Source organism: Amycolatopsis sp. NPDC004368 (genome assembly GCF_053602515.1).
In genome coordinates, this window is record NZ_JBSGDT010000028.1 from 1 (window position 1) to 25,198 (window position 25,198).

Genomic DNA, 25,198 nt, shown 5'->3' on the forward strand with positions numbered 1-25,198 from the left:
TCCGACGGCTCAGTCATGACAGCCATACCCGAAACCCCCGGGTCCTCCGATCCTACGAACGACCAGATCAAACCCGTACTCGAAAGGTAGGACAGGTCATGACCGCACTGCCGAGCACCGGCGAAGACCCCGTGCGCGTGCTGGGGATCGGCGGCACGCTGCGGCCCGGCTCGACGTCGGAGCGCGCGCTGCGCCACGCGCTCGCGAGCGCCGAGGCCGAGGGCGCCGAGACCGAACTGATCACCGCCAGGCAGCTGTCGTTGCCGATGTACGACCCGGGCGTGGCGCCGCTGACCGACGACGCCGTGGCGCTGCTCCAAGCCGTCCGGCGGGCCGACGCGCTCGTGCTGTCCGTGCCCGGCTACCACGGCGGGATCTCCGGGCTGCTGAAAAACGCGCTCGACCACCTGCAGGAGCTGGCCGACGACCCGGTGCCCTACCTCGACGGCAAGGCCGTGGGCTGCGTCGTCGCGACGGGTGGCTGGCAGGCCGGGGTCACCACGCTGACCTCGCTGCGCTCCACGGTCCATGCCCTGCGTGGGTGGCCGACGCCGCTGGGGGTGGTGGTGAACTCGGCGACCAGGCCGTTCGACGCCGAGGGCGGCATCGCCGACGTGAAGGTCGGTGAACAGCTGGCCACGGTGGGGCGACAGGTGTGCGGGTTCGCGCGGCTGTGGAGCGCGGCGTGACGCTGTCGCCGGCCTGGGAGGCGCTCACCGGCGACGGGGTCACCGACGCTGCCGCGGCGCTGGCCCGGGGTGAGGTCGTGCTGGTCGCGGGCGAGGCGGGGACGGCGCTGGTCGCCGCCGCCGAGCTCGTGACCGGCGAGACGGTGCGGTTCCTCGCTGCCCACGGCGGGCCGGTGGGCTGCGCGCTGCCCGGCCAGTGGCTCGACCGGCTGCGAATCCCGGTCATGGTGCCGGGCTCCGCGGTCCACGTCGGGGTCGGCGCCCGCGGCTCGCCGGCGGCCACGCTTCGCACGCTGGCCGATCCCGCCGCCCGGCGCGAGGACTTCCGCGTCCCGGGGCCGGTGTTCCCCACCCGTGCGCGGCGGCTCGGGGTCCTGGAGCACCCCGGCCTCGCCGACGCGGCCGTCGACCTCGCCCGGATCGCGGTCGGGTCACCGGTTGCGGCGTTCGTGGAGCTCGACGTGGCCGCCGACGGCCTGCCGTGGGTGACCGTCTCGGAGCTGATCGCCTACCGGCGGGCGCACGAGCGGCTCGTCGAGCGGGCCGCGGCGGCCCGGCTTCCCCTGGCACCCGGCGGTTTCCGCGCGCTCGGCTACCGCGACCTCGTCGACGGTGGTGAGCACGTGGCCCTCGTGCACGGTGAGCCGGGCGAAGGCGCCGTGGTGCGCGTCCACGTCGAATGCCCGGCCGGCGACGCGTTCGGTGCTCGGCACTGCGGGTGCGCGCGGGCCGTGCGCGAGTCGCTCGCCGAGATCACGGACGTCGGTTCGGGTGTGCTGGTGTACGTCCGCGGTCGCCGTTCGCTGTGGGCGGCGCTGGGTGGTCATCCGGTGCCAGACGGCAGCGCGGAGCCCGTCGCGCAGCAGATCCTGCGCGACCTCGGGCTGGGGGACTGACCGGATCACCCGCGATGGGTGAGGCGAGCGCGAGCGCGGCCTGAGAGGTTCAGGCGTCGCCGGGGAACTGGACCCTGGTCGGCGGAAGAGGACTGAACCATGGTGGGCGACGAGCGGGCCGAGCGGATCGCGAAGTTCATCGAGCCGTTGCGGGTCGAGCCGGGGTCGAAGGTGCGCCTCGACCGGGACTTCGACCCGGCCTACCGCGGCGACACCCTGCGCAAGAAGGACGGCCGCGAGCTGCTGGCCACCGGCGTCACGATGCTGGCGGACTACCAGCGGCGCCTGGCCGCCCAGAACACCTACGGCGTGCTCGTGTGCCTGCAGGCGCTCGACGCCGGGGGCAAGGACGGCACGATCCGCCACGTGATGAGCGGCGTCAACCCGCAGGGTGTGAGCGTGAGCGGCTTCAAGGTGCCCTCGTCGGAAGAGCTCGACCACGACTACCTGTGGCGCTACGCGTGCCGGCTGCCCGCGCGCGGGGACATCGGGATCTTCAACCGCTCGCACTACGAGGAAGTGCTGGTGGTGCGCGTGCACCCGGAGCACCTCGACCGCCAGCGGCTGCCGCCTTCGGCGCGCCAGGGCAAGGTCTGGGCGCGCCGGTTCCGCGAGATCAACGAGTGGGAACGCTATCTGACCGACAACGGGTTCAAGATCGTGAAGCTGTTCCTCAACCTGTCCAAGGAAGAACAGCGGGCACGGTTCCTCCGGCGCATCGACCGGCCCGACCGGAACTGGAAGTTCTCCGCCGCCGACGCCCGGGAACGCCGGTTCTGGGACGACTACCAGCGGGCGTTCTCGAAGGTCCTTTCGGCGACCAGCACGGAATGGGCGCCCTGGTACGTGATCCCGGCGGACCGCAAGTGGTTCGCGCGGATGTCGGCGGCCGCCGTGCTCGTGCACACCCTGATCGACATCGATCCCCAGTACCCGACGGTGAGCGACGAGCGGCGCAGCGACCTGCTCGTCGCGAGGGCCGAGCTGGAAGGCCAGGCACCGGAAGGCGCGCCGGCCGATCCGTACGCGGCGGCCGAGGAGACGAAGCGACGCAAGGGAAAGAAGAAGCGCAAGAAGCAGAAGAAGCACTGAAGGCCGCCGGGCCGGCTCAACGGCGATCGGAGGGCGGAAATGGTCGCACAGGAACACGTGCCGGTGAAAGAGCACCACTGGTACTCGCGCACCCCCGGAGACGTCGCGTCGGCGTTCGGCGTCGACCTCGGGTTCGGGCTCTCGTCGGCCACCGCGGCCGAACGGCTGAGCGTGAACGGGCCCAACGCGCTGCCCGAGGAGAAACCGAAACCCGGCTGGCTGCGGTTTCTCGACCAGTACCGCAGCTACATGCAGCTCATCCTCGTGGCGGCCGCCGTGGTGTCACTGGTCATCATGCAGTGGGGCACGGCGGTGCTGCTGCTCGTGCTCACCGTGGGCAACGCCGTGGCCGGGCTGCGCCAGGAAGGCAAGGCCGAGAGCGCGATGAACGCGCTCAAGTCGATGATGAAGGCGACCGCGCGCGTGCGCCGCGACGGCGTCGAGGAGGAGGTCCCGGCGGAGCAGCTCGTGGTGGGTGACGTCGTGCTGATCACGGCGGGCGACCAGATCCCCGCCGACTGCCGCATCGTCGAGGCCAACGCGCTGCAGATCGACGAGTCCGCGCTGACGGGCGAGAGCACGCCGGCGGCGAAGGACGCGACCGCGTTGCCGGCCGGGAAGCTCGGCCCGGGTGACCAGTCGAACATGGCGTTCATGAACTGCCCGGTCACGCACGGCAGCGCCACGGTGATCGTGACCGGCACCGGCCAGGGCACGGAGCTGGGCAAGATCTCCGGGATGCTCTCGGCCACCGCGCGGGAGCAGTCGCCGCTGACCCGGCAGCTCAACACGCTCACGCTGTGGATCGCCGGGGCCGCCGGGATCACCATGGTCGTGATGTTCGTGCTGGGCCGCAGCCGCGACCTGTCGTGGGACGTGCTGTTCGTCAGCGCGATCTCGCTCGCGATCGCGGCCATCCCGGAGGCCCTGCCGACGGTGAGCCAGGTGATCCTTTCGCTCGGCAGCGTCGATCTGGCCAAGCGCAGCGCGATCGTCAAGGACCTGCCCTCGGTCGAGACGCTCGGGTTCACCTCCGCGATCAACTCGGACAAGACCGGCACGCTGACGATGAACCAGATGACCGCCGTCGAGGTGGTGACCGAGACCGACCGCTACACCGTGAGCGGGATCGGGTACGGCCTCGACGGCAAGGTCCACCACGCCGCCGGCACCGCGGGTGGCATCGAGAGCGCGATCCTGCCGTACCTGCTCGCCAGCGACGCCAAGATCGTCGACGGCAAGGTCGTCGGCGACCCCACGGAGGGCGCGCTGCTCGTGCTCGGCGCCAAGGCCGGTCTCGATGTCGACGCGACGCGGGAGAAGCTGCCGCGCACCGCGACGCTGCCCTTCGACCCGTCGTACAAGCTGATGGCCACCTTCCACCCGACCGTCGACGACACCGGGCGCGCGGTGGTGCGCTGCTTCGTGAAGGGCGCCGCGCCCGCGGTGATGCACCGCGCCGCCACCGCGCTGGCGGGCCGCGGCACCGTGGCCTGGGACGAGAGCGTGCGCCGGCGGGCCCACGAGCGCATGAAGAGCATGGAAGGCCAGGGCCGGCGCGTGATGGCGGCCGCCCAGTGCGACCTCGACCCGGAGGCGTTCGACGCCGGCGGTGACCTGCTCTCCTACGTGCGGGACCTGCGGGTGACGAGCCTGGTGGCGATGGTCGACCCGCCGCGCGAGCAGTCGAAGGGGGCGGTGGCCAGTGCGCAGGCGGCCCACATCCGCGTGCGGATGGTGACCGGCGACGACGTGACCACCGGCGCGGCCATCGCGAAGCAGCTGGGCATCCCGGGGAAGGCCGTGCTGGGTTCGGAGTTCGCGGACCTGCCCGAGGAGGAACGGCTCGCGCGCATCGACGACATCGGCGTGGTGGGCCGGGTTTCCCCGGAACACAAGGTGATCCTGGCCGAGACGCTCAAGAAGAAGGGCGACGTCGTCGCCATGACCGGCGACGGCGTGAACGACGCGCCGGCCATCAAGGCGGCGGACCTCGGCATCGCGATGGGCAGCGGCACCGACGTCGCGAAGAACGCGAGCCGGATGATCCTGTCCGACGACAACTTCGCGACGATCGTGTTCGCCGTCGAACAAGGCCGCAAGATCTACGACAACCTCACGAAGTACATCCGCTTCGTGCTGGTGCTGCTCGTCGTGTTCGTGCTGACGTTCCTGGGTGCGAGCCTGTTCAACATCGCCGCCGGCGAACCGTTCACGCCCGCGCAGGTCCTGTGGATCCACTTCGTGGTCAACGCGCCCTTCGGGTTCGCGCTCGGCTTCGACCGCGAAACCCCGGGGCTGATGGGCCTCAAACCGCGGCCGCGCGGCGAGTCCGTGCTCACGCGGCCGGTGTTCATCACGGTCGGGCTCGCCGGGCTGGCCGTGACCGTCGGCCTGCTCCTGCTGCTCTCGCTCGGCGGGGACTACTACGGCAGTGCCGAGGTCGCCACCACGATCGCCTTCACGGCGTTCGCGTTGTGCCTGATCGTGGCGGCCGTCGAATGCCGCAGCGAGACAGCGACGGCGCTCACGACGGCGACGTTCGACAGCAAGCAGATGAACTGGGCGATGCTCGGCGAGTTCGTGCTGGCGGTGCTGGCGTTCAAGATGGAGGTGTTCAACACGCTGCTCGGCACCACCGACCTCACGCTCACGCAGTTCTTCTGGGCGCTGGTTCCGGCGGCCTCGCTGCTGATCCTCTGGGAAGCCGGCAAGGCCGTGGCCCGGCAGCTGACGGCCCGGCAGCTGAAAGGGCGTGGAGCCGATCGGGTGGCGAAGGTCTGACAGCAACGAAGGGTAAAGGAACCATTACCTTTCGTTGCCCGTTGTCAGGGCATGGAACGCACCGTGATCGAGCTCGGGAACCGGGACCTGCTCGTGGTCGCGGGGCTGCCCGGAGCGGGCAAGACGACGATGCTGCGCCACGCCGCGCGCGACCTGCGGGTGCTCGATTCCGATCAGGTTCGCGGCCGTCTCGACGCGGTGGTGCCCGCCGTGGTGCCGTACCGGTTCTACCGGCCGGTGGTGCACGGGTGCCACCGCGTGCGGATCGTGCTGTGCGCCGCGCTGCGGCGGGGCCCGCTGGTCGTCCACGAGCCCGCCACCCGCGCCTCGACCCGCCGCTGGCTCGGCCTGGTGGCCCGCGGCACGCGGCGGCCGGCTCGGCTGCTGTGGCTGGACGCGACGGCCGAGGAAGCGCTGGCCGGGCAGCACAGCCGGGCGCGGCTCGTGCGCAGTCGGTCGTTCGCGCGGCACGTGGCCAGAGCGCGGATCGTGCGGGCGCAGCTGCGGGCAGGGCGGGTGCCACCGGGTTTCACCGCCGCCCGGGTGCTCACCCGCTCCGCCGCGCAGCACGCCGTGCTCAGGCCAGGCGGCGGACCCCGGTGCGCCTGCTCGGTGAGCACCGGCGACAGCAGTCGGGCGCGCACGAAATTCTCAGTGCCGGCCAGTCGCCGCAGCGCGGGTCGGGCGCACCAGCCAAGTCATCCGCTGGGTCCACAGTGGACAAAAAGACTGTTCCGCGCGGCGATCGCCGGTGTGCTCACTCCTTCCCCGAGCGCTTGACCGTCGGCAGCTGGTCGCCCGCTTGAGCTCGCCGAGCCGCACGGTGTGCTCGACCTGCCGCGCGCTCGGTCGGGTGACTACTGGGCGCCCATGATTCGTCGCTGCAGGCCACCGTCGAATTGGCCGTGCTCGGCGGCCGGGCCGAGGTCGACGCGGACCGTGTGGACGGTCCCGGTGAACGCGTTGGCCCCCGCGGCGTAGCCGTCCGACACGGGGGTGCCGAGGTCGACGCCGACGTCGAGCGTTTCGTCGAAGGAGAAGTAGTACGCGATCGTCCGCTCGACGCGGGCCGAGGCGATCTTCTCCCCGTCCGCGGTCAGCACGGCGTCGCCGCCGAGGCCTGGCCCGCCGCCGTCGTAGGTGAACTCGAGGCGCAGCTCGTGCCGGCCCGGGCCGAGCGGGTCGGGCGCCGCCGCAGTGGACTGCTCCAGGCCGAAGTAGTTGTAGACGTACACCGGGCGGCCGTCGGTGAAGTACAGCGTCCAGCCGCCGAAGCGGCCGCCCTGCGCGATCACGACCCCGGACGCCGGTGTACTCGGCAGCTCGACGTCGGCGGTGATCACGTGCGAGCGGTTCTTCACGTTGAGCGTGGTCTCCTCGGTGAAGCGGCGCATCCCGCCGCGGTAGGTGACCGACGTGCGCGCTCCGAGCAGGTCGAGCCGGCCCGCCAGCACGGGGTTCTCGCGTTCGGTCACGCGGTCGTCGAGCGGGAACACCTGGTGCCGCGCGGCTTCGACGAGGAAGAGGTCCTGCAGTTCCCGGAGTTTCGCCGGGTGCTCGGCGGCGAGGTCGTGGGACTGGCTCCAGTCGCGCGTGAGGTCGTAGAGCTCCCAGACGTCGTCGGCGAACGGGCGCCGTTCGGTTGCCACCATCTCCCACGGCACGCCGTGGCGGGTCAGCGCGGTCCAGCCCTGGTGGTAGATCCCGCGGTTGCCGCACATCTCGTAGTACTGCGTGTGGTGGCGCTCCAGCGCGGCCGCGTCGGTGATCGTGTCGCGCAGGCTCACGCCTTCGATCGGCTGCTGCTGCACCCCGTCGACGCTGTGGGGTGCGGGAATGCCCGCGCAGTCGAGGATCGTGGGCAGCACGTCGATCACGTGGCCGTACTGGTGGCGCAGCCCGCCGGCTTCGGCGCCGCCCGCGGGCCAGTGCACGATGAGCCCGTCACGCGTGCCGCCGAGGTGTGAGGCGACCTGTTTCGTCCACTGGTACGGCGTGTTCAGCGCGAGCGCCCAGCCGGCGGGCGCGATGGGATAGGTGCTGGGGTCGCCGATCTCGTCGAGGTGCCGGATCATCTCCTGCGGGTCGTCGACGAGCCCGTGCCCGAGCCGGTGTTCCACGAGCGTGCCCTCGACGCCGCCTTCGCCGGAGGCGCCGTTGTCTCCCAGCAGGTAGAGGAAAATCGTGTTGTCGAGCGCGCCGAGCTCTTCCAGCGCGGTCACGAACCGGCCCACCTCGGTGTCGGCGTGCTCGACGAACGCGGCGAAGGTCTCCATGAACCGTGCGGCGAGCCGGCGCCGGGTGTCGTCGAGCTCGGCCCAGCGCGGCACACCCTCGGCCCACGGTGCGAGCTCGGTGTCCTCCGGCACCACGCCGAGTGCCTTCTGCCGGGCCAGCGTGAGATCCCGCTGCCGGTCCCAGCCGTGGTCGAAACGGCCGCGCTGGCGTTCGCGCCACTCGCGCCCGACGTGCAGCGGCGCGTGGGCGGCGCCGAGGGCCAGGTAGGTGAAGAACGGGTGGTCGGGCGTGAGCGTGCGCTGCGTGCGCACCCAGTCGACGGCGTGGTCCACGAGGTCCTCGGTCAGGTGGTAGCCGTCTTCGGGGCCGCGAGCGGGTTCGACCGGCGTGGTTCCCCGGTACAGCAACGGGTGCCAGTGGTTCATCTCCGCGCCGAGGAACCCGTAGAACGTGTCGAAGCCTTCACCGGTCGGCCACCGGTCGAACGGTCCGACGGCGCTGATCTCACGCGGCGGTGTCTGGTGCCACTTGCCGAACGCGGCGGTGCTGTACCCGTTTCCCTGCAGGATCTGGGCGAGCGTGGCGGCGCTGCGGGGGCGGAACCCGTGGTAGCCCGGCGCCGAGGTCGCCATCTCCGTGGTGCCGCCCATGCCGACGCAGTGGTGGTTGCGCCCGGTCATCAGTGCCTGGCGGGTGGGGGAGCACAGCGCGGTGACGTGGAACCGGGTGTAGCGCAGCCCGCCCGCCGCCAGCCGGTCGGCTGTCGGCATGGCGCAGGGGCCGCCGAACGCGCTGGACGTGCCGAACCCGAGGTCGTCGGCCAGCACCAGCACCACGTTCGGCGCGCCCTCGGGCGGTGGCACGGGTCCGATCGGCGTTCCCCGGTCACGGCTTTCGCGCACGTCGAGCGCCGTCGGCGCGGGCACGGTGACGTCCGGGCGCGGCAGCACGTGGCGCCCGGCGGGGAACGCGGACATGGAGGTCTCCTTCCGAACGGGGAAGAAACCAGCTTCACAGCGCGGTGTCCGCCGCGGCCAGGCTCCGGAAGGGGGTGGCCCAGACCGGAATTCGATCAGGCCCAGAGCCGATCTTGATGGGCCCCGTGTTCAGGCGGAACCATCGGCCAGTGCCAGGAACCGTTCGGCGGCGGGGGAGAGCGGCCCGGGCCGCCACACCATGCGGCCGCGCCGCAGCAGCGGCGGGGCGAGCGGCACGGTGACCGCGCCCTGGCGACGGGCGTCCTCGGCCATGGCCCGGGGCAGCAGCGCCGCACCAGCTCCGGCTAGTACGAGCGGCACGATCATCGCGCGGTGCTCGGTCTCCACGACCACGCGCGGTTCGGCGGTGCCGCGCAACGCTTCCTCGACGATCCAGCGCGTGGCCGTGCCGGGCGGGGTCGTCACGAGGTCGAGTGTGGCCAGTTCGGCCACGGGCAGCGCGTCGCCCACCGCCGAGTCCGCCAGCAGCACGGCGAACACCTCCTGCTCGGCCAGGTCGAGCCCGGCCAGCTCCGGCGTCTCGGCACCGGACTCGACCAGGCCGACCTCGCTCTGTCCACTTCGGACCCGGTGCACCACGTCGGCGCCGGTCTCCGGTGCCCGCACGCGCACGAGGACCTTGGGGTGGGCAGCGCGGAACCGGCCGAGCAGGCGCGCGAGCGGGTCGACGGCCAGCGTCGTCTGCGACGCGAGGTCGAGCGTGCCGCCGCCGAGTCCGAGGATCTCGCGCACGGACACCTCGGCCGTGCGCAGGTCACGCAGGATCTGGCGGGCCGGGTCGACGAGCGCCGTGCCCGCCGGCGTCAGCGTCACACCGTGGGGCAGGCGGTGGAACAGCAGCCCGCCGAGCTCCTTTTCCAGTGCCCGCACGGCGTGCGAGAGCGAAGGCTGCGCGACGTGCAGCCGTCGTGCGGCGTTGGTGAACCCGCCGTGGTCGACCACGGCGAGGAAGTACTGCAACTGCCGGCGTTCCATCCCCCGGGAGTCAAGCGACCGGGGCGGGCCGCCGCAACACCTGGCGCCGCAGCCGGGTGAACTGCCGGGCGCTGTTGAGCGCGAAGACCCCGACCGGCACGTCGTCGCGCCGGTAGGTCGCCACGAACGCGGGATCGTCGGGGCCGCCCTCGGTGAACACGACCTCGTCACCGGGTTCGGGGTGGCCCGCCAGCTGCAGGGTGCCCGCGTACTGGTCCGACCAGACGTACCCGCTCGGCGTGTAGTGCCGGGTCGTGGTGCCCGCCAGCAGGTTCGCGACGGCGACACCGGCCTGCTCGCTCGCGTTGGTCCAGTGCTCGTGCCGGTGCCGTTGCCGGGTCTCAGCCGAGGTGTACGCGGCGACGTCGCCGACCGCGACCACGTTGGGCAGCGCGGTCACGAGCCCGCTGCACACGTGCACGCCGTTGCCGAGTGCGAGACCCGAATCCGCCAGCCACTCCGTTTCCGGCACCATCCCGATCCCGACGACGACCACGTCGGCCGGCAGTTCCTCGCCGCCGACCAGCCGCACGCCGGTCACGCGCCCGTCGCGGGTCACGAGCTCGTCGACGGCGGCACCGCAGCGCAGGACCGTGCCGTGGCGTTCGTGCAGCCGCGAGCACACCTCGGCCAGCTGCGGACCGAGCACCCCCGCCAACGGCGTGGCCAGCGCTTCGAGCACCGTGACGTCGAGGCCGAGCGCGCGGCACGTCGAGGCGACCTCGGCTCCGATGAAGCCCGCGCCCACGATCACCACGCGCACCCCCGGCACCAGCTCACCGCGCAAGGCGAGCGCGTCGTCGAGGGTGCGCAGCACGTGAACGCCGGCGACGCCGCGTGTGCCCGGCAGCGTGCGGGCTCGGCCGCCCGTGGCGAGCACGACCCCGTCGACCGCCAGGTCGCCATCGGAGAGCACAAGGCGTCCGCCGGCCGGGTCGAGCCGTTCGGCCCGGGTGCCCAGCCGCAGCTCCAATGACGCCGTGTCGTCGGCGTCGAGCAGGTCGAGCGACGCGCGGCCCGCCGTGCCGGCGAGGAACGCTTTCGACAGCGGCGGGCGGTCGTACGGCAGGTGCGGCTCGGCGCCGACGAGCACGACCCGGCCGTCGAACCCCTGGGCCCGCAGCTCCTGCGCGGCCCGGGCACCGGCGAGTGAGGCGCCGACGATCGCGACGCTTTTCACGCGGCGTCCTCGGTGTTGGCGGTGGCTTCCGCGAGCACGAAGACCACGCCGTTCTCGACGTGAATGGGGTAGGTGCGCACCGGCTGCTTCGCCGGCAGGCCCGACGGCACCCCCGTGCGCAGGTCGAACAACGCGGCGTGCAGCGGGCACTCGACGAAACAGCCCTCGAGCCAGCCGTCGGCCAGCGACGCGTCCTGGTGGCTGCACGTGTCGCCGATCGCGTAGAGCTCGCCGTCGGCGTTGAACACCGCGATCGGCTCGGGCCCCGCGATCCGGACGGATTCGCCGGGGGGCAGTTCGTCCACCGTGCACGCGCGCAGCATCTGGGCCTCCGGTGAGGAGCTGGGGGTGTTGCATATGAGGAAACTCACGACGCGATACGCAACAAGTCTGCGGGTGCGGTCGGGCCGCCGTCAAGGGGGCGCCCGGGGCCGATCGAGGCCGGTTTTGTGCCCTGTCCGCGGGCACGCCGACGGCCCGTGCGCCGCGGGGCGCACGGGTCCGGCCTGACCGTCGTCACGCGGGACTGTGGCGGTGGAAGGGCTGCTTGATCGGCGCGAGCGGGGTGTTGCCGAGGATCAGGTCGGCGGCCTTCTCGGCGGTCATCATCACCGGCGCGTAGATGTTGCCGTTGGGGATGTAGGGCAGCACCGACGCGTCGACCACCCGCAGGCCCTCGGTGCCGTGCACGCGCATGCTGCCCGGGTCGACCACCGCCAGCTCGTCCACGCCCATCTTCGCGGTGCAGGAGGGGTGCAGCGCGGTCTCGGCGTCCTTGGCGACCCAGTCGAGGATCTCCTCGTCGGTCTCGACCGAGGGACCGGGGGAGATCTCGCCGCCGTTGTACGCGTCGAGTGCGGGCTGGTTGAGGATCTTGCGCGCCACCCGCACGGCCTCGACCCACTCGCGGCGGTCGTTCTCCGTGGACAGGTAGTTGAAGCGCAGGGCCGGGTGCTCGCGCGGGTCGGTCGAGGTGATCTTCACCGAGCCGCGGGTGTCGGCGTACATCGGGCCGACGTGCACCTGGTAGCCGTGGCCACCCGCGGGCACCGAGCCGTCGTAGCGGATCGCGATGGGCAGGAAGTGGAACATCAGGTTGGGGTAGGCCACCTCGTCGTTGCTGCGGACGAACCCGCCGCCCTCGAAGTGGTTGGTGGCCGCCGGGCCCGAGCGCAGGAACAGCCACTGCGCGCCGATCCACGGTCGCTTCCACTTCGCGAGTGAGGGCTGCATCGACACCGGCTGCTTGCACGCGTACTGGATGTAGACCTCGAGGTGGTCCTGCAGGTTCTCGCCGACGCCCGGCAGATCGCGCACCACGTCGATGCCGAGTTTTTCGAGCTCGCCCGCGTTGCCCACACCCGAGAGCTGCAGCAGCTGCGGCGTGTTGATCGCGCCGCCGCACAGGATGATCTCCTTGCCGTACACCTCACCGGGCGCGCCGCGGCCCTGCGCGTACTCAAGGCCGATCGCGCGCGTGCCGTCGAAGAGGATCTGTGACACGAACGCGCGGGTCTTCACCGTGAGGTTCTTGCGGTGCAGCACCGGGTGTAAGTACGCGCGGGCGGCAGAGAGCCGCCGTCCTTTGCGGACGTTGCGGTCGAAGGCGGCGAAACCTTCCTGCCGGTAGCCGTTCACATCGTCGGTGCGCGGGTAGCCCGCCTGCACGGCGGCGTCGAAAAACGCTTCGAACAACGGGTTGGTCGCCGGGCCTCGCTCCAGCTCCAGTGGACCGTCATGTCCGCGCCACGGCCCGTCGGGCGCGTCGGCGAGGCAGTTCTCCATGCGGCGGAAGTAGGGCAGGCAGTGGGCGTAGTCCCAATCGGACATGCCGGGCTCACCCGCCCAGCGCTCGTAGTCGAGCGGGTTGCCGCGCTGGAAGATCATCCCGTTGATGCTGCTCGACCCGCCGAGCACCTTGCCGCGTGCGTGGTAGATGCGCCGCCGGTTCATGTGGGGCTCGGGTTCGCTGCGGTAGCCCCAGTCGTAGAACCTGCTGCCGATGGGGAAGGTCAGCGCGGCGGGCATGTGGATGAACACGTCCCACTTCGCGTCCTCGCGGCCGGCTTCGAGGACCAGCACCTTCGTCGCGGGATCGGCCGAGAGGCGGTTGGCGAGCGCGCAGCCCGCCGACCCGCCGCCGACGATGACGAAGTCGTAGGTCTCGGTACTCATGTCTCCTCCTTCTCTCAGACCTGGGTCGCCGGGTCCTCCGGCCGGTGCTCGGCGCTCGTGTGCGCCGCGGCCCAGCGGTGGCGGCGAACCCACAGCAGCACCCCGCCGACCAGCACGATGAGCGCGGTGATGAGCACGGCGCCCCACTGGAAGTACCAGTGGTCGTCGCCGTAGACCTCGGCCCGGGGCCAGATGAGGTTGAGCGTCATGCCCGCGCCGTAGACCACCGCGACGAAGTTCACGAGCGTGCCCCAGCGGCCGAGCCTGAAGTACGGACCGTGCTCGGGGCGCGGCCAGTGCCCGCGCAGGCGGCGGATCAGCATCGGGACGGTGACCATCAGGTAGGGGATGTAGAACAGGATGATCGCGGTGGAGGTGAGCACGAAGAACGCGCGCTGGTTGCCGAGGTTGATCAGCAGCACCACCACGGTCAGCCCTCCGGTGATCAGTGCCGGCACGACCGGCGTCTTCGAGCGGGGCGACACCTTCGCGAGCGTTTTGCCGAAGGGCAGCCGCCCGTCGCGGGCCATCGCGAACGTCATGCGGATCGCGGCGGTCTGCACGGCGAGGCAGCACACCGTGATGGCGATGGCCGAGCAGATCAGGAACGCGTCGCCGAGGCCGGTGCCCAGGGTGCTCTTGAGCAGGTACGGCATGCCCGAAGTGGACAGTTCCTCGGCGTCGAGGTCGCCGACGGCCATCATGCCGATCAGCATCATCAGCCCGCCGACGAGGAACGCGGCGGTGAGCGCTCGGATGATGGCGCGCGGCGCGTGCTTGCGCGGCTGGGTGGTCTCCTCGGCGAGCGAGCCCGCGGTGTCGAAGCCGTAGAACACGTACGCGCTCATCAGCGACGCCACCAGGAACGCCCCGAGGTAACCGAGCGAGGTGCCGTCGCCGGTGCCGTGGGTGTCGAACACGATGCCGGGGCCGCGCTTGATGTGCACGGCCAGCGCGATGATCAGCAGGATGCTCGCGCCGAGCTCGACGGCGACGCCGAAGTTGTTGATCTTCGCCATGAGCTTCACGCCAATGATGTTCACGATCGTCGCGAAGACCACGAGCACGAGCGCGAGGATGATCGCGTTCTGCGCCCCTCCGGGCGTCGAGGTGAGGCCGGCGTCGGAGTCGCTGCCGACGATCTGGAACGCGGTGGAGACCTGCGGCAGGATGATCTGGTACGCCACCGCGACGGCCGCGGCCGTCACGATCGCCCCGACGATCATGATCCAGCCCGCGAGCCACGACGTCGCGGGTTTCGCGATCTGCTTGGCCCACTGGTACACCGAGCCCGCGAGCGGGAACTGCCCGGCGAGCTCGGCGAAGCACAGCGCCACGGCGAGCTGGCCCAGGAACACCAGCGGCCACGTCCAGATGAAGGCCGGCCCGCCGGAGCCGAAGCCGAAGAAGAACAGCTGGAACACGCCGGTCATGATCGAGATGTAGCTGAACCCGGCGGCGAAGCTGGAGAAGGAGCCCAGCGAGCGTTCGAGCTCCTGGCGGTAACCGAACTTGGCGAGCTCGGAGCTGTCGGAGGGGTCCGCGGCGGACCCGCCGCCCGCCGGCTTGGCACGTGTGGTCATGGTTCTTCTTCCTGTGGGGGAGAATCAGCCTTTGAACCAGCGCTGCGGCACGGGATCGATGTTGTGGTAGACGTGCTTGGTCTCGCGGTACTCCGCCAGCCCCGACGGGCCGAGCTCACGGCCGATGCCAGACCGGCCGAACCCGCCCCACTCCGCCTGCGGCAGGTAGGGGTGGTAGTCGTTGATCCACACGGTGCCGTGGCGCAGGGCTCCGGCCACGCGTTGTGCCCGCCCGGCGTCCGACGTCCAGACGGCACCCGCGAGCCCGTAGTCGGTGTCGTTGGCCAGCGTGATCGCCTCGGCCTCGTCGGTGAACCGCTCGACGGTCACCACCGGGCCGAACACCTCCTCGCGCACCACGGCCATGTCCCGGGTGCAGCCGGAGAACACCGTGGGACGCAGGAAGAACCCACGCCGCAGCGCCGGGTCGTCGGGGCGGCCGCCACCGGCGCGCAGGGTCGCGCCCGCTTCGAGCGCGCCGGCGATGTACTTTTCGACCTTCGCGCGGTGCTGCTCGGACACCAGCGGGCCCGCTTCGCTGGCGGGGTCGAGCCCGTTGCCGACGCGGATGCGGTCGGTGCGCGCGGCGAGCTCGTCGACGAAGCGGTCGTGCACACCGTCCTGCACGATCAGCCGCGCGCCGGCCGAGCAGACCTGTCCGGAGTGGACGAACGCGGCGGCGAGCGCGTAGTCGAGCGCGGTCTCGAAATCGGCGTCGTCGAACACCACGTTGGGGTTCTTGCCGCCCAGTTCGAGGGCGACGCGCCGGACACCTACTGCGGCCGAGGCCATGATCTTCTCGCCGGTCGCGAGCCCGCCGGTGAACGACACGAGGTCCACCCCGGCGTCGGCCACGAGCGCGGCGCCGACCGGACCGGGGCCCAGCAGCAGGTTCACGACCCCGGGCGGGACCCCCGCTTCCTCGGCGAGCGCCACCAGCCGGATCGTGGAGAGCGGGGTGACCTCACTCGGCTTGAGCACCGTGGTGTTGCCCGCGGCCAGCGCGGGCGCGAGCTTCCACGACATCTGCAGCAGCGGGTAGTTCCACGGCGCGATCAGGGCGCAGACGCCCACCGGTTCGTGCGTGATCCGGCTGATCGCGCGCGGGTCGCCGGTGTCGACCACCCGTCCGGCGTCCTGGGCCGCCAGGGCCGCGTAGTAGCGGAAGACGGCGGTGACGTCGTCGACGTCGATGCGGCCCTCGGCGAGTGTCTTGCCGGTGTCGAGGGTTTCGGTGCGAGCCAGGTCCTCGCGGTCGCGCTGCAGCAGCGCGGCGACACGCGTGAGCAGGTCGGCGCGATCGGCCGCGGTGGTTCTCCGCCACGGCCCGGCGTCGAACGCGCGGCGGGCCGCGGCCACGGCGGCGCCGACCTGGTCCGGGCCGGCCACGGACACCGTCGCCAGCACCTCGCCGGTGGCGGGGTTGAGCACTTCCGAGCGCGCCTCGTCGGCGGCTTCGGTCCAGATTCCGTCGATGTGGAGGTCCTTCATCAGGCCTTCCTGCAGTTCGCGCAGCCTTTCGCCACGCGAGGTGTGACACGCGGCACTTCGAGTGCGTACATTTGTACGCTAACTGTGTACACATGTCCACAACGAGTTCTCGACGTCGTCACCGGACGTTCGCGCGGCGCCGTGCGACGATCAGTGGTGGCTGACGAGATCGGTGAGTGAAGGAGCTTCGCGGCGATGGCGACGAGTGACACCGCCGGGCGCAGGAAGCTGCGCGGCCCGAACGACCCGGAGCGGCGCGCGCGGATCGCGAAGGCGGCCATCGAGGTCGTGGCCGAACGCGGCATCGACGGGCTGACCCACCGCGCCGTCGCGGCGGCGGCCGGCGTGCCGCTGGGTTCGACGACCTACCACTTCGCGACGCTCGACGACCTGCTCGAGGTGGCGCTGCACGCGGCGGCCGCGAACAACGTGCGCGAGCTGCGCGAGTGGGAACAGGCACTCGCGCCCGGTGCCGACTTCGCCGCGGCGCTGGCGGATCTGGTGATGGGTTACATCCACGAGCTCTACCCGCACACCGTCGTCGAGTACGACCTCTACGTGGCCGCGCTGCACCGGCCGCGGCTGCGCCCGGCGAGCGCGGCGTGGGACGACGCGTTGATCAACCTCTTCTCCACCCGGACGGATCCGCTCACCGGCCGGCTGCTCGCCGGGCTGTTCTGCGGCCTGCTGATGCAGGCGGCGCTGGCCGACCCGCAGCCGGCGCGGCCGGAGATCGAAGCTCTGTTCCGCCGGGCCATCGAAGGTCCGGCGGCCTGAGGAGTTCGCCGTGGATTCGCGTCGGAACCGCTTCCGCGGCAACGGGTTCCCGGCGGCGTCCGGTAATCGGGTGACGCGAAAATCCCGTGCTTGACAGCGTCGCCGGGCGCCCGCATTGTGTTCCGGAGAGGGCAACCGCACGCGTAATGCGCAACATCATCACCGGGTTCCGCTCCGCAGTCGTGCCTTCTCCGCACCGACCGCCCCGCCCCGAGAGGAGCACCGCCGGTGACGACCACCGACCTCCCGCAGAGCCTCCTGCCGACGCTGTCCGGCCGCCACTACACCGACCCGGCTATCTTCGCCCGTGAGCAGGAACGGATCTTCGAGACGGACTGGTTCTGCGCCGTGCGCACCGCGGACCTCGCGGCGCCCGGAGCGTTCGAGACCGTGCAGATCGGCCGTGAGGGCGTGCTCGTCGCCCGCGGCCGTGACGGTCACGTCAACGCGTTCCTCAACGTCTGCCGCCACCGCGGCGCGCGCCTGTGCACCGAGGCGAGCGGTCAGGTGAAGCGCGCGTTCCAGTGCATGTACCACGCGTGGACCTACGGCCTCGACGGCAAGCTGATCGCCGCGCCCAACCTCACCGGCATGCCGGACGTCGACCGGACCGAGTACGGGCTCACGCGCCTGGCCGTGCGGGAGTGGCTGGGCTACGCCTGGGTGTGCCTCGCCGAGGAACCGCCGTCGTTCGAGGCCACGGTGATGGCCGACGTGTCGGAGCGGCTCGGCGGGCCGGGGGAGATCGAGTCGTACGCGCTCGAAAGCCTCGCGCTCGGCCGGCGCGTCGAGTACGACGTGAAGGCGAACTGGAAGCAGATCATCGAGAACTTCATGGAGTGCTACCACTGCGCGACGATCCACCCGGAGCTCACCGAGGTGCTGCCGGAGTTCGCCGGTGGATACGCCGCGCAGTACTACGTGGGCCACGGCGCGGAGTTCGGCGAGCGGATCGCCGGCTTCACCGTGGACGGCAGCGCCGGCCTCACGCGGCTGCCGGGGGTGGGGGAGCACCAGGACCGCCGCTACTACGCGATCACCATCCGGCCGCAGGTGTTCGTGAACCTGGTGCCGGACCACGTGATCCTGCACCGGATGTGCCCGCTCGCCCCCGACCGCACGCTCGTGGTGTGCGACTGGCTGTACCTGCCGGAGGTCGTGGAGTCCGGAGTGGACCTCGACCGCTCGGTGGAGCTGTTCCACCGCGTGAACCTGCAGGACTTCGAGGCGTGCGAACGGTGCCAGCTCGCGATGGACTCGCGCTCGTACGCCCGTGGCGGGGTGCTCGTGCCGAGCGAGCACCACATCGGGGCGTTCCACGACTGGGTGCGGGCGCGGACCGGGGACTGAGCACGGCCGGGGTGCTGATCAACGCGATCCTGGCAGCAGGACCGCGTTGACCAGCACCCGACGCGACGATCGGAGCGTCGCCCGTGTTCGCTAGCCCTGGTACGGCCCGCTCGGCGGCTGGTGTCCCGGCGGCGGAGCCTGCCGGAAGCCTTGCGGCGGCGTGAAACCCTGCTGCTGCGGATAACCCTGCTGCTGCGGATAGGCGGCCTGCGGAGGGAATCCCTGCTGCTGGAAGTCCTGTCCGACCGGAACCGCCTGCTGCGGGAACTGCCCTTGCTGACGGAACTGGTCTTGCTGCGGGAACCCCTGCGGAAGGGGGAAACCAGGCTGCTGCCCGGGGTCGGCCGCGGCGGCGGGGCCGGAGCCCTGCTTGGCCCGGCGCCGGATCGCCACGGTCAGCCGCCAGCCGCACAAGGCCGCGATCCCCGTGCCGATGCCGAAACTGACCCACTTGCCGCCCCCGTTGAAGGACTTCGCGCTGTCCCTCGATTCCTGGAGCTTCTCCTCGTAGGTCTCGGTGGAGGTCACTCCGTATTGAGTTCGCTCGCAGGTCGTTCCCGGCCGCATCTCTTCGCCGCCGCACAGCACCTTGCCGTCGGGGCTCGGGGTGTAGAACAGGCCGTTCGTCATCAGCCCCAGCCCGAAGAGCAGGCCGATGGACCACCAAATCACGCTTCTCATCGATATCCCCCTGGGTCACAAATCGGGTAGCGGGGCATATCAGAACACAAACCGAACTGTGACGCACACGCTTCGGACGTAACAGACCTAGATGAGTGCGCGGATCGCCTGTTCGAACCCCGACACGTGGTCGAGCGTGAGGTCGGCGGCCTTCTTCGCGTCGCCCTCGATGATCGACGTGAGCAGGGGCAGGTGCTCGTTCACGTGGCCGGCCATGCCGCGCAGGCGGGGCAGGAACACGCACCAGATGCGGGTCGCGAGGTTGTCGTAGTGGATGAGCGTGGCCTCGAGGAACGGGTTGTGCACGCAGCCGTAGATCGCGCGGTGCAGCTCGAGGTCGGTGCGCAGCAGTTCGGTGTTGTCGGGTTGGCTCGCCGGGTCGCCGGCGACGAGCTGTTCGCGCAGCGCCGTGAGCGCGGCGCGGTCGGCGTCCGTCGCGCGCTCGGCCGCGGCCGCCGTCGCCATCGGTTCGAGCGTGCGGCGCACCTCGGAGATGTGGGCGAGATCGGAGATGTTCACGTCGGTGGCGAAGGTGCCGCGCCGCGGGTAAGCGACCACGAGGTGCTCGGTCTCGAGGCGTTTGAGCGCCTCGCGCACCGGGGTGCGGCCCATGCCGAGCGTGCCGCCCAGCCAGTCCTCGTTGATCGGGTCGCCCGGCTTGATGTCGAGCATGACGAGGCGGTCGCGGATGAACAGGTAGGCCTGCTCCGCGAGGGAAGGACCGCTGACCGGGATCGGGCTGTTGACCGGGGTGCTCACGCCGCCTACCCTACAGCGAAGATTGATATATCAGAAGCCGACCAGCGCGCAGACCTGGGAGGGCACCCGATGACCGACCTGCCCGAGCACCCGGATTTCCTCTGGGACAACCCGGAACCGAAGCGCGGTTACGACGTCGTCGTGGTCGGCGGCGGTGGGCACGGCCTGGCCACCGCCTACTACCTCGCGAAGGTCCACGGCATCACGAACGTCGCGGTGCTGGAGAAGGGCTGGCTCGCGGGCGGCAACATGGCCCGCAACACCACCATCATCCGGTCCAACTACCTGCTGGACGAGAGCTCCGGCATCTACGAGCACTCCCTGAAGCTGTGGGAAGGTCTCGAAGACGACCTGGGCTACCCGATCCTGTTCAGCCGGCGCGGGGTGCTCAACCTCGCCCACAGCCTGCAGGACGTGCGTGACAGCGTGCGCCGCGTCGAGGCCAACAAGCTCAACGGCATCGACGCCGAGTGGGTCGACGCGGCCGGGGTGAAGGAGCTCTGCCCGATCGTCGACACCTCACCCGACGTGCGGTACCCGGTGCTGGGCGCCACCTACCAGCCGCGGGCCGGCATCGCGAAACACGACTACGTGGCCTGGGGATTCGCCCGCGCCGCCGCCGCGCTGGGCGTGGACCTCGTCCAGGACTGCGAGGTCACCGGCATCGAGACGACGGCGGGCCGGGTGACGGCGGTGGACACGACCCGCGGCCGGATCGCGGCGGGCAAGGTCGCGCTGTGCGCCGCCGGGCATTCGTCGGTGGTGGCGAAGATGGCGGGGTTCGACCTGCCGCTGGTGTCGCACCCGTTGCAGGCGCTGGTGTCCGAGCTGCTGGAGCCCATCCACCCGACAGTGGTGATGTCGAACGCCGTGCACGTCTACGTTTCCCAGGCCCACAAGGGCGAGCTCGTGATGGGCGCCGGCATCGACTCCTACGCCGGCTACGGGCAGCGCGGCGCGTTCCACATCATCGAGGACCAGATGGCGGCCGCGGTCGAGCTGTTCCCGGTGTTCGCGCGGGCGCACCTGCTGCGCACGTGGGCCGGGATCGTGGACGTGACACCCGATGCGTCGCCGATCGTCGGGCTCACCCCAGTGGAGAACCTGTTCCTCAACTGCGGCTGGGGCACCGGCGGGTTCAAGGCCACTCCGGGTGTCGGCGACGTCTTCGCGAGCACGATCGCGCGCGGCAAGCCCCACGAGTACGCCGAACCGTTCACGCTCGACCGGTTCACCACCGGTGCCCTCGTCGACGAACACGGCGCCGCCGCCGTGGCGCATTAGCCGATCAGGAGTCGTCACCGTGCAACTCATTCCCTGCCCGTGGTGCGGGCCGCGTGAAGAGGCCGAGTTCCACTACGGCGGCCAAGCCCACGTCGCCTATCCGGCGGACCCGGCCGCACTGTCCGATGAGGACTGGGCGAAGTTCCTCTTCTTCCGCGCGAACCCCAGCGGCCCGCTCGCCGAGCGCTGGAGCCACTCCGCGGGCTGCCGCCGGTGGTTCAACGCCGTGCGCGACACCCGCACCCACGACCTCCTGGCGGTCTACCGCCTCGACGAACCCGGGCCGGTGATCCCGTGACCCGACTGCCCGACCGCGGTGTCGTCGACCGCCACGCGCCGCTCAAGTTCATCTTCGACGGCCAGGAGCTGAGCGGCTTCCGCGGTGACACGCTCGCCTCGGCCCTGCTCGCGAACGGCATCCACCGGGTTGCGACGAGCATCAAGTACGGCCGCCCGCGCGGCATCGTCGCGGCCGGCGTCGAGGACCCGTCCGCGCTGGTGCAGATCGAAGCGCCGTTCCCGGAGCCGATGCTGTCGGCGACCACCGTCGAGCTGTACGACGGCCTGGTCGCCCGCGGCCTGTCCGGTCGGGGCCGGCTGGCCGGCGAACCGGACCCGGCCCGCTACGACGCCCAGCACGTGCACTGCGAAGTGCTGGTCGTCGGCGCCGGGCCGGCGGGCCTCGCCGCCGCGGCCGAAGCCACCGGCCGGGTGCTCCTGGTCGACGACCAGCCCGAGCCGAGGGGCGAAGTCCCTGGTGGTGTCCGGTTCCTTTCGCGCACCACGGCGTTCGGCGTGTACGACGACGGGTTCGTGCTCGCGCTGCAACGGCGGGGCGAGAACTCCGCACCCGAGCGGATCTCGCGCGAGCGGGTCTGGCGGATCCGGGCGAGGCGGATCGTGCTGGCCACCGGCGCGCACGAACGGCCGGTCGTGTTCCCGGACAACGACCGGCCCGGCATCATGCTCGCCGGCGCCGCGCGGACGTACCTCAACCGCTACGGCGTGCTCGCCGGGCAGCGCGCCCTCGTGTTCACCACGAACGACAGCGCGTATGCCGCGGCCTTCGACCTGGCCGGCGCCGGGGCGGAGATCGCGGTGATCGCCGACGCGCGGGACACCGTCTCCGAGCCGCTGCGGGCGGAGGCGGCCGCTCGGGGCATCGAGATCCGCACCGGCCACGGGGTGATCGGCACCGCGGGTGGCGACCGGATCACCTCGGCGGTCGTCGCGAAGCTCGGCGCGGTGCACGGCGATCGCTTCGCCTGCGACTTGCTGCTGGTGTCCGGCGGCTGGAACCCCGTCGTGCACCTGTTCAGCCAGGCCCGCGGCGCCCTGCGCTACGACGCCGGGCTGGGCGCGTACGTGCCCGACGGCGACCTGGCCTCGGTGCGGGTCGTCGGCGCCGCGGCGGGGCACGGGCTGCCGGAGGCGAAGGTGCTGTGGCAGGTGCCGGCCGCGGCGTCCGAAGTGGACACCCGGTTCGTGGACCTGCAGCGCGACGTGACCGTGTCCGACGTGCTGCGCGCGACCGGGGCCGGCCTGCGGTCGCTGGAGCACGTGAAGCGCTACACGACCATCGGCACCGCGCACGACCAGGGCAAGACGTCCGGGCTGCCCGCCGCGGGCATCACCGCCGAGGCGCTCGGCCGTGAGCTCACCGAACAGCGGCCCACGACGTTTCGCCCGCCTTACACACCGGTGTCGTTCGCCGCGCTGGCTGGGCGCCACCGCGGCGAGCTGCACGATCCGGTGCGCGTGACGACCCTGCACCCGTGGCACGTCGAGCACGGCGCCGAGTTCGAGAACGTCGGCCAGTGGAAGCGGCCGTGGTACTACCCGCGACGGGGTGAGTCGATGCGCGACGCCGTGCTGCGCGAATGCCGCGCTGCCCGCACCGGAGTGGCGCTCATGGACGGCTCGACGCTCGGCAAGATCGACGTGCAAGGCCCGGACGTCGCGGCGTTCCTCGACCTGCTCTACACGAACCTGATGAGCTCGCTCGAGGTCGGCCGCATCCGCTACGGCGTGATGTGCGGCGTCGACGGCATGGTGATCGACGACGGCACTGTGATCCGCCTGGCCGAGGACCGCTTCCTCGTCACGACCACGACCGGCAACGCGGCGATGGTCCTGGAGTGGATGGAGGTGTGGCTGCAGACCGAGTGGCCGCACCTGCGCGTGTACGCCACGTCGGTGACCGAGCACTGGGCCACGATCCCGCTCGTCGGGCCCCGTTCGCGCGCGGTGCTCGCGAAGGCCGCGCCCGGCCTCGAAGTGTCCAACGACGCGTTCGGTTTCATGACCTGGCGCGACGCCGAGGTGGCCGGGCTCGCGGCCCGCGTGTGCCGGATCAGTTTTTCCGGTGAGCTGGCATACGAGATCAACGTGCCCTCGTGGCACGCGACCGCGCTGTGGGAAGCCCTCTTCGAAGCCGGCGCCGGAGAGGGGATCACCCCCTACGGCACGGAAGCCATGCACGTGCTGCGCGCCGAGAAGGGCTACCCGATCATCGGCCAGGACACCGACGGGACCGTGACGCCCCAAGATCTCGGGATGTCCTGGGCGGTGTCGAAGAAGAAGCCCGATTTCCTCGGCAAACGCTCCTTCGCGCGCGCCGAGAACCTGCGGCCCGATCGCAAGCAGCTCGTCGGCCTGCTGCCGGTGGACCCGTCGGTGCTGCTGCCCGAAGGCTCGCAGATCATCGAGTCCGAGGTCGTGCCCGAACCCCCGGTGCGGATGCTCGGCCACGTCACCTCCAGCTACGAAAGCGCGGCTCTCGGCCGCACCTTCGCGCTCGCGCTCGTGCGGTCCGGTCGCGAGCGAGTCGGCGAAACCCTCTACGTGCCGGTCGGCGAACGGGTGGTGCCGGTGTGCGTGACCGGCTCCGTGCTCTTCGACAAGGAAGGAGCCCGCCGTGACGGTTGACGCGCTCGAAGAACCGTTCCGCACGCAGCTCGCCGTGCGCGTCCGCGCCGGCCTGGCCGGATTCGACCTGCCCGGACCGTGCACGTTCACCAGCGGCGACGGCGTCGACGTGCTGTGGCTGGGGCCGGACGAGTACCTCGTGCTGGCCGCGCCCGGCCGCCAGACCGAGCTGGAAGCCGAGCTGCGCGCGGCGGGCGCGGCGGCCGTCACCGACGTCTCGGCGCAACGCGTGACCGTGCGGCTCACCGGTTCACACGCGCGCGACGTCCTGGCCCACGGCTGCTCGATCGACCTCGACCCGGCGGTGTCGCCGCCCGGCACCTGTGTCCAGACCCTGCTCGCACGCACCGGGATCGTGCTCCTGGTGCGGGACGAGGGGTTCACGGTTCTGGTGCGCCAGTCGTTCGCCGGCTACTTCCGGAGGTGGCTGGCCGACGCCGCCGCCGAGTACACCCAGGAGGGGCCGTGGCGTTCACCCTCACGCTGAAGTGCCCCGAACGCGCGGGCATCGTCCACGCCGTCACGACGTTCCTCATCGAGCGCGGGTGCGACATCGTCGAGCACCAGCAGTTCGACGACGACGTGCGCGGTTCGCTGTTCCTGCGCACGTCGTTCACCTGTTCCGTACCGGCCACTGTGGACGATCTGCGCAGGGCGTTCGTGCCGGTGGCGGGTGACTTCGGCATGGAATTCGAGTTCGCCGACGGCACGCCGCCGCGGGCGCTGGTGATGGTGTCGAAGTTCGGGCACTGCCTCAACGACCTGCTGTTCCGCTGGCGCGCGGGCAGCCTGGGCGCGGACCTCGCGCTGGTGGTGTCGAACCACGAGGACCTGCGCTCGATGGCCGAGGCCGCCGGGGTGCCGTTCGAGCACGTGCCCGTGACCCCGGCGACGAAGGCCGGCGCCGAGCAGCGGCTGCTGGACCTGGTGTGGGAGCACGAGATCGCCCTCGTCGTGCTCGCCCGGTACATGCAGGTGCTCTCCGATGAGCTGTGCGGCAAGCTCGCGGGCCGCGCGATCAACATCCACCACTCGTTCCTGCCCGGGTTCAAGGGCGCCAAGCCCTACCACCAGGCCTACGACCGGGGCGTGAAGTACGTCGGCGCGACCGCGCACTACGTGACCCCCGACCTCGACGAGGGCCCGATCATCGAGCAGGAGGTGCAGCGCGTGGACCACACGTACTCGCCGCGGGAGCTGGTGACCGTGGGGCGCGACGCCGAGGCGCTCGCCCTGTCGCGGGCGGTCCGCTGGCACAGCGAGCGCCGCGTCCTGCTCAACGGCACCAGCACCGTCGTCTTCCGGTAAGGAGTGTTCT

General features: G+C 71.2%; 21 protein-coding genes. 12 read left to right on the top strand and 9 right to left on the bottom strand.

Annotation, left to right across the window (positions count from 1 at the left end):
- Positions 1-98: 98 nt before the first annotated feature.
- The 5 genes from ACWEOE_RS30655 (at position 99) to ACWEOE_RS30675 (ending at position 6,241) form a co-directional block, all read left to right on the top strand.
- Positions 99-689: an NADPH-dependent FMN reductase gene (locus ACWEOE_RS30655; protein ID WP_452015245.1), complete on the top strand. Its 591-nt coding sequence runs from the start codon at positions 99-101 to the stop codon at positions 687-689.
- Positions 686-1,585 (top strand): 3,4-dihydroxy-2-butanone-4-phosphate synthase, encoded by a 900-nt coding sequence (locus ACWEOE_RS30660; RefSeq protein ID WP_452015247.1) that lies wholly within the window; start codon positions 686-688, stop codon positions 1,583-1,585. The genes ACWEOE_RS30655 and ACWEOE_RS30660 overlap by 4 nt, the downstream gene beginning before the upstream one ends.
- Positions 1,586-1,684: 99 nt before the next feature.
- Positions 1,685-2,677 (top strand): polyphosphate kinase 2 family protein, encoded by a 993-nt coding sequence (locus tag ACWEOE_RS30665; protein WP_452015249.1) that lies wholly within the window; start codon positions 1,685-1,687, stop codon positions 2,675-2,677.
- Between the two features lie 39 nt (positions 2,678-2,716).
- Complete coding sequence (locus ACWEOE_RS30670) at positions 2,717-5,461, top strand: cation-translocating P-type ATPase (RefSeq protein WP_452015251.1); 2,745 nt, start codon at positions 2,717-2,719, stop codon at positions 5,459-5,461.
- Positions 5,462-5,524: 63 nt separating this feature from the next.
- Positions 5,525-6,241 carry an AAA family ATPase gene (locus tag ACWEOE_RS30675; protein ID WP_452015253.1) on the top strand — a complete coding sequence of 239 codons (717 nt, stop codon included), beginning with the start codon at positions 5,525-5,527 and terminating at the stop codon, positions 6,239-6,241.
- Positions 6,242-6,318: 77 nt separating this feature from the next.
- Here ACWEOE_RS30675 and ACWEOE_RS30680 read toward each other — a convergent pair whose 3' ends face one another.
- The 7 genes from ACWEOE_RS30680 to ACWEOE_RS30710 form a co-directional block, all read right to left on the bottom strand.
- A complete protein-coding gene (locus ACWEOE_RS30680) occupies positions 6,319-8,676 on the bottom strand; it encodes an arylsulfatase (protein WP_452015255.1) in 2,358 nt (785 codons plus the stop codon).
- Positions 8,677-8,805: 129 nt separating this feature from the next.
- Positions 8,806-9,672, bottom strand: a complete 867-nt coding sequence (locus ACWEOE_RS30685) for a LysR family transcriptional regulator (protein ID WP_452015257.1) — start codon at positions 9,670-9,672, stop codon at positions 8,806-8,808.
- A gap of 10 nt (positions 9,673-9,682) precedes the next feature.
- Positions 9,683-10,852 (bottom strand): NAD(P)/FAD-dependent oxidoreductase, encoded by a 1,170-nt coding sequence (locus ACWEOE_RS30690; protein ID WP_452015259.1) that lies wholly within the window; start codon positions 10,850-10,852, stop codon positions 9,683-9,685.
- A complete protein-coding gene (locus ACWEOE_RS30695) occupies positions 10,849-11,175 on the bottom strand; it encodes a bifunctional 3-phenylpropionate/cinnamic acid dioxygenase ferredoxin subunit (RefSeq protein ID WP_452015415.1) in 327 nt (108 codons plus the stop codon). The genes ACWEOE_RS30690 and ACWEOE_RS30695 overlap by 4 nt, the downstream gene beginning before the upstream one ends.
- 193 nt (positions 11,176-11,368) lie before the next feature.
- Positions 11,369-13,027, bottom strand: a complete 1,659-nt coding sequence (betA, locus tag ACWEOE_RS30700; protein ID WP_452015261.1) for a choline dehydrogenase — start codon at positions 13,025-13,027, stop codon at positions 11,369-11,371.
- A gap of 14 nt (positions 13,028-13,041) precedes the next feature.
- The gene (locus tag ACWEOE_RS30705) at positions 13,042-14,610 is read right to left on the bottom strand and encodes an amino acid permease (RefSeq protein ID WP_452015263.1); all 1,569 of its coding nucleotides are present in this window, start codon (positions 14,608-14,610) and stop codon (positions 13,042-13,044) included.
- Positions 14,611-14,634: 24 nt separating this feature from the next.
- On the bottom strand, positions 14,635-16,101 hold the full coding sequence (locus tag ACWEOE_RS30710; RefSeq protein ID WP_452015265.1) for an aldehyde dehydrogenase family protein: 1,467 nt from the start codon (positions 16,099-16,101) through the stop codon (positions 14,635-14,637).
- 195 nt (positions 16,102-16,296) lie between these two features.
- Here ACWEOE_RS30710 and ACWEOE_RS30715 point away from each other — a divergent pair, with 195 nt between their 5' ends.
- Complete coding sequence (locus ACWEOE_RS30715; protein ID WP_452015267.1) at positions 16,297-16,878, top strand: TetR/AcrR family transcriptional regulator; 582 nt, start codon at positions 16,297-16,299, stop codon at positions 16,876-16,878.
- A gap of 228 nt (positions 16,879-17,106) precedes the next feature.
- The gene (locus tag ACWEOE_RS30720) at positions 17,107-18,228 is read left to right on the top strand and encodes an aromatic ring-hydroxylating oxygenase subunit alpha (protein ID WP_452015269.1); all 1,122 of its coding nucleotides are present in this window, start codon (positions 17,107-17,109) and stop codon (positions 18,226-18,228) included.
- A 90-nt stretch (positions 18,229-18,318) separates the two neighbouring features.
- Here the strand turns inward: ACWEOE_RS30720 and ACWEOE_RS30725 are convergent, their stop codons facing one another.
- Positions 18,319-18,909, bottom strand: a complete 591-nt coding sequence (locus ACWEOE_RS30725; protein WP_452015271.1) for a hypothetical protein — start codon at positions 18,907-18,909, stop codon at positions 18,319-18,321.
- 87 nt (positions 18,910-18,996) lie between these two features.
- Positions 18,997-19,668, bottom strand: coding sequence for a GntR family transcriptional regulator (locus tag ACWEOE_RS30730; RefSeq protein WP_452015273.1), 672 nt, complete (start codon positions 19,666-19,668; stop codon positions 18,997-18,999).
- A 69-nt stretch (positions 19,669-19,737) separates the two neighbouring features.
- On the opposite strand from ACWEOE_RS30730, the gene ACWEOE_RS30735 reads away from it, so the two are divergent.
- Genes ACWEOE_RS30735 through purU form a run of 5 tightly spaced genes read left to right on the top strand, consistent with a single transcriptional unit; the run spans position 19,738 to position 25,188 of the window.
- On the top strand, positions 19,738-20,952 hold the full coding sequence (locus tag ACWEOE_RS30735; RefSeq protein WP_452015275.1) for a sarcosine oxidase subunit beta family protein: 1,215 nt from the start codon (positions 19,738-19,740) through the stop codon (positions 20,950-20,952).
- A 19-nt stretch (positions 20,953-20,971) separates the two neighbouring features.
- The gene (locus tag ACWEOE_RS30740) at positions 20,972-21,250 is read left to right on the top strand and encodes a sarcosine oxidase subunit delta (RefSeq protein WP_452015277.1); all 279 of its coding nucleotides are present in this window, start codon (positions 20,972-20,974) and stop codon (positions 21,248-21,250) included.
- Positions 21,247-23,880, top strand: coding sequence for a 2Fe-2S iron-sulfur cluster-binding protein (locus tag ACWEOE_RS30745; RefSeq protein WP_452015279.1), 2,634 nt, complete (start codon positions 21,247-21,249; stop codon positions 23,878-23,880). Before ACWEOE_RS30740 ends, ACWEOE_RS30745 begins: the two co-directional genes overlap by 4 nt.
- Positions 23,870-24,367, top strand: a complete 498-nt coding sequence (locus ACWEOE_RS30750) for a sarcosine oxidase subunit gamma (RefSeq protein ID WP_452015281.1) — start codon at positions 23,870-23,872, stop codon at positions 24,365-24,367. Before ACWEOE_RS30745 ends, ACWEOE_RS30750 begins: the two co-directional genes overlap by 11 nt.
- Positions 24,346-25,188 (top strand): formyltetrahydrofolate deformylase, encoded by an 843-nt coding sequence (purU, locus tag ACWEOE_RS30755; RefSeq protein ID WP_452015283.1) that lies wholly within the window; start codon positions 24,346-24,348, stop codon positions 25,186-25,188. Before ACWEOE_RS30750 ends, purU begins: the two co-directional genes overlap by 22 nt.
- The last annotated feature ends 10 nt before the right edge of the window (positions 25,189-25,198 follow it).